Genomic DNA, 3,134 nt, shown 5'->3' on the forward strand with positions numbered 1-3,134 from the left:
ATCCGCTGCGGCCCGCCGGCCGGCCGCGGACCCTGCCCCTGCCGTCGGGGCGCACCGCCCCGCCCGGCGAGGCGGCCGCGGTCACGGCCTTCATCGACCGCCTGCCCGGAGGGTCCTGCGCGCTGGACATGAACGGCCGCATCACCTTCGTCACCCCCGCCGGCGCCGACCTCCTCGGCGCCGGTCCGGACGAGCTGGTGGGCGCCCTGCCCTGGGAGGCACTGCCGTGGATGGACGTCCCCCAGGTCGAGGACCGCTACCGGGCCGCGCTGGTCAGTCATCAGCCGCAGGCGTTCACCGTCCTGCGCCCCCCGGACACCTGGCTGGCCTTCGAGCTGTACCCGGACCCCTCCGGCGTCAGTGTCCGCATCACCGGCACCGACCCGTCCGAGAGCGCTCCCGCTCCGCCCTCCGCGTCGGCCGCCGGCCCCAGCCGCGCCGTCCTGCTGTACCAGCTGATGCAGCTGGCCGCCACCCTGACCGAGGCCATCGGCGTACAGGACGTGGTCGACCAGGCCGCCGACCAGCTCCTGCCCGCCCTCGGCGCCCAGGGCATGGTGCTGATGGCCCCCGACGACGACCGGCTGAGGATCATCGGCCACCGCGGCTACAGCGCCGACATCATCGACCGCTTCGACACCGTCCCCCTGAGCTCGGACCTCCCCGTCGCCAGGGTTCTGACCACCGGCGTCCCGTACTTCTTCACGAGTTTCACCGAGCTCCGGCGCGCGTTCCCGGCGACGGTGCACGAGGACGGGATGGCCGCCTGGGCCGTCCTGCCGCTGATCGCCTCCGGCCGCCCCAGGGGTTCCCTCCTCCTCTCCTACCGCCGGCCCCGCGCCTTCCCGCCCGGTGAGCGCGCCGTCCTCACCTCGATGGCGGGTCTGGTGGGGCAGGCCCTGGACCGCGCCCGCCTCTACGACACCAAGGACGACCTCGCGCACCGGCTGCAGTCCGCCCTGCTGCCGCACACGCTTCCCGACGTCCCCGGCCTGAAGGTCGCCGCACGCTACCTCCCGGCGGCCCAGGGCCTGGGTGTGGGCGGCGACTTCTACGACCTCATCCGTCTCGACGAGCACACCGTCGGCGCCGCCATCGGCGACGTGCAGGGCCACAATGTGGACGCGGCGGCGCTCATGGGCCAGGTCCGCACCGCCGTCCACGCCCACGCCACCGTGGGCTCGGCCCCCGATCAGGTCCTGGCCGGCACCAACCGTCTGCTCACCGACCTCGAACCGGGCCTGTTCACCAGCTGCCTCTACATCCACCTCGACCTCACCACGCGCCTCGCGTGCGTGGCCACCGCCGGCCACCCGCCGCCCCTGCTCCGCCATGCCGACGGACGCACCGAGGTCCTCCCGGTTCCCCCCGGTCTCCTCCTCGGCATCGAGCCGGACTCCCGCTACCCGGCCCTGGAGTTCCCCCTGCCGGCCGGCTGTGTGCTCGCCCTCTACACCGACGGGCTCGTCGAAGCTCCCGGAGTGGACCTCGACGACGCCACCGCGGCTCTCGCGGGGCTCCTCGAACAGGCGGACCCGGCCGACCTCGACGCCATGGCCGGCACCCTCATCCGCCACGCCCCCGCTCCCGGCGACGACATCGCCCTGCTCCTCATCAGCCCCTGTGGCTGACGCGGCGAGGGGGCGGCCCGTGACGGGTACCGGAAGCACATGACACAAGTGCTTCAGGCGGGTTGGTGGGGACTGGTGGCGGGCTCGGCGCTGCTGCTCGGGGCGGCCCTGGGATACGGACTGCGGGTCCCGCAGAAGGTGATCGCGACGGTCATGGCCTTCGGCGCCGGGGTGCTGCTGTCGGCGGTCAGCTTCGAACTGGTCGGGGAGGCCTACGACCAGGCCGGGATGGTTCCCACGGCGGTCGGCGCGCTGGCCGGCGCGGTGGCCTACACCGCGGGCAACATGTGGCTGGCCCGCCGCGGCGCCCGGCACCGCAAGCGCTCCGGGCACCGGCGGGAACAGACGCAGCCGTCGGAGGGGCAGCAGGCCGGATCCGGCCTCGCCCTCGCCCTCGGGGCGCTGCTCGACGGTGTCCCGGAGTCCGCGGTCATCGGCGTGAGCCTGCTCGACGGCGGAGCGGTGAGTCCGGTGACCGTGGCGGCGGTGTTCATCAGCAACGTCCCCGAGGGGATGTCCAGTTCGGCGGGCATGAAGAAGGCCGGGCGCGGCAGGGCCTACGTCTTCGGGGTGTGGGCCGCCATCGCCGCCGCGAGCACCCTCGCGGCGGTCCTCGGCTACACGGTGATCGGGGATTTCTCCCCGGCTGTGATCGCCGCCGTGACCGCGGTGGCCGCCGGGGCCATCCTCGCGATGATCGCCGACACGATGATCCCCGAGGCGTTCGAGGACGCCCACCTGGCCATCGGGCTGGTCACCGTGAGCGGCTTCCTGGTCTCCTTCGCCCTCTCCCACGGCTGAGGCCCGCCCGTTCCGCCTCTGTTCACCGGCTGCCGGTCGGACCACCGGTGACGGCGACGACCTGCCCGGACGGGTCGGACACGGTCCTTGCGGGGCCGGGACACACCACGTCGGCGCGGGCCGGGTCGCCGCTCGCCGCCGCGGGGCGGGGAGTCAGGCGCAGGACCAGGCCGACATCCCCTGGAGCCGGGCCAGGCGTTCGGCCACGGCGATCTGTTCCTCGCGGGTCGCCAGGTCCGCACGCGGGGCGTACTCGAGTCCCCCCGCCGCGACCCAGCTCGACTGCGTGAACTGCAGGCCGCCGTAGTGACCGTTGCCGGTGTTCGCCTGCCAGTCGCCGCCGGACTCGCACGCGGCGATGGCGTCCCAGTCGGTGCCCCGGGGAGCCGACCGGGGCGACGCCTCCGCTTCGCCGGCCGTGCCCAGGGCGGCCGCGGCGATCAGGGCGATCACGGCGGCCCGGATCCGGATCCCCCGCGAACTCCGCACGTCACCCATGGGGGTGTTTCGTCCATGACTCATAGAGAACTGTTACACCGCGCCACCGCGCGACGGCTCGTCGACGGCCGTCTCCTTGCCCCGGACGGGGTACGTGACGGTCCGCCTCGGCGACGTCGGTCCGGCCGGGTGACCTTCGGGGCGCGGCCCGGCACCCCGGCGGCGACGCCGGCGTCATGGCACCCTCCATGCCGAGGCGGCCCG

General features: G+C 74.3%; 3 protein-coding genes. 2 read left to right on the forward strand and 1 reads right to left on the reverse strand.

Annotation, left to right across the window (positions count from 1 at the left end):
- The coding region (locus tag B7767_RS14305) for a SpoIIE family protein phosphatase (protein WP_107486094.1) at positions 1 to 1,631 on the forward strand (1,631 nt) is incomplete at its 5' end.
- Between the two features lie 39 nt (positions 1,632 to 1,670).
- Positions 1,671 to 2,432 (forward strand): ZIP family metal transporter, encoded by a 762-nt coding sequence (locus B7767_RS14310; protein ID WP_085572522.1) that lies wholly within the window; start codon positions 1,671 to 1,673, stop codon positions 2,430 to 2,432.
- 153 nt (positions 2,433 to 2,585) lie between these two features.
- On the opposite strand, the gene B7767_RS14315 is transcribed toward B7767_RS14310, so the two are convergent.
- A complete protein-coding gene (locus tag B7767_RS14315; protein ID WP_085572523.1) occupies positions 2,586 to 2,954 on the reverse strand; it encodes a transglycosylase family protein in 369 nt (122 codons plus the stop codon).
- Positions 2,955 to 3,134: the final 180 nt, after the last annotated feature.

This window comes from Streptomyces sp. 13-12-16 (assembly GCF_002114215.1).
Classification (GTDB): Bacteria; Actinomycetota; Actinomycetes; order Streptomycetales; family Streptomycetaceae; genus Streptomyces.

What these genes read in the sequence shown, in the direction of transcription:
- B7767_RS14315 (WP_085572523.1), bottom strand. Translation starts at nt 2,954, where the DNA reads ATGAGTCATGGACGAAACACCCCCATGGGTGACGTGCGGAGTTCGCGG.
- B7767_RS14310 (WP_085572522.1), top strand. Translation starts at nt 1,671, where the DNA reads ATGACACAAGTGCTTCAGGCGGGTTGGTGGGGACTGGTGGCGGGCTCG.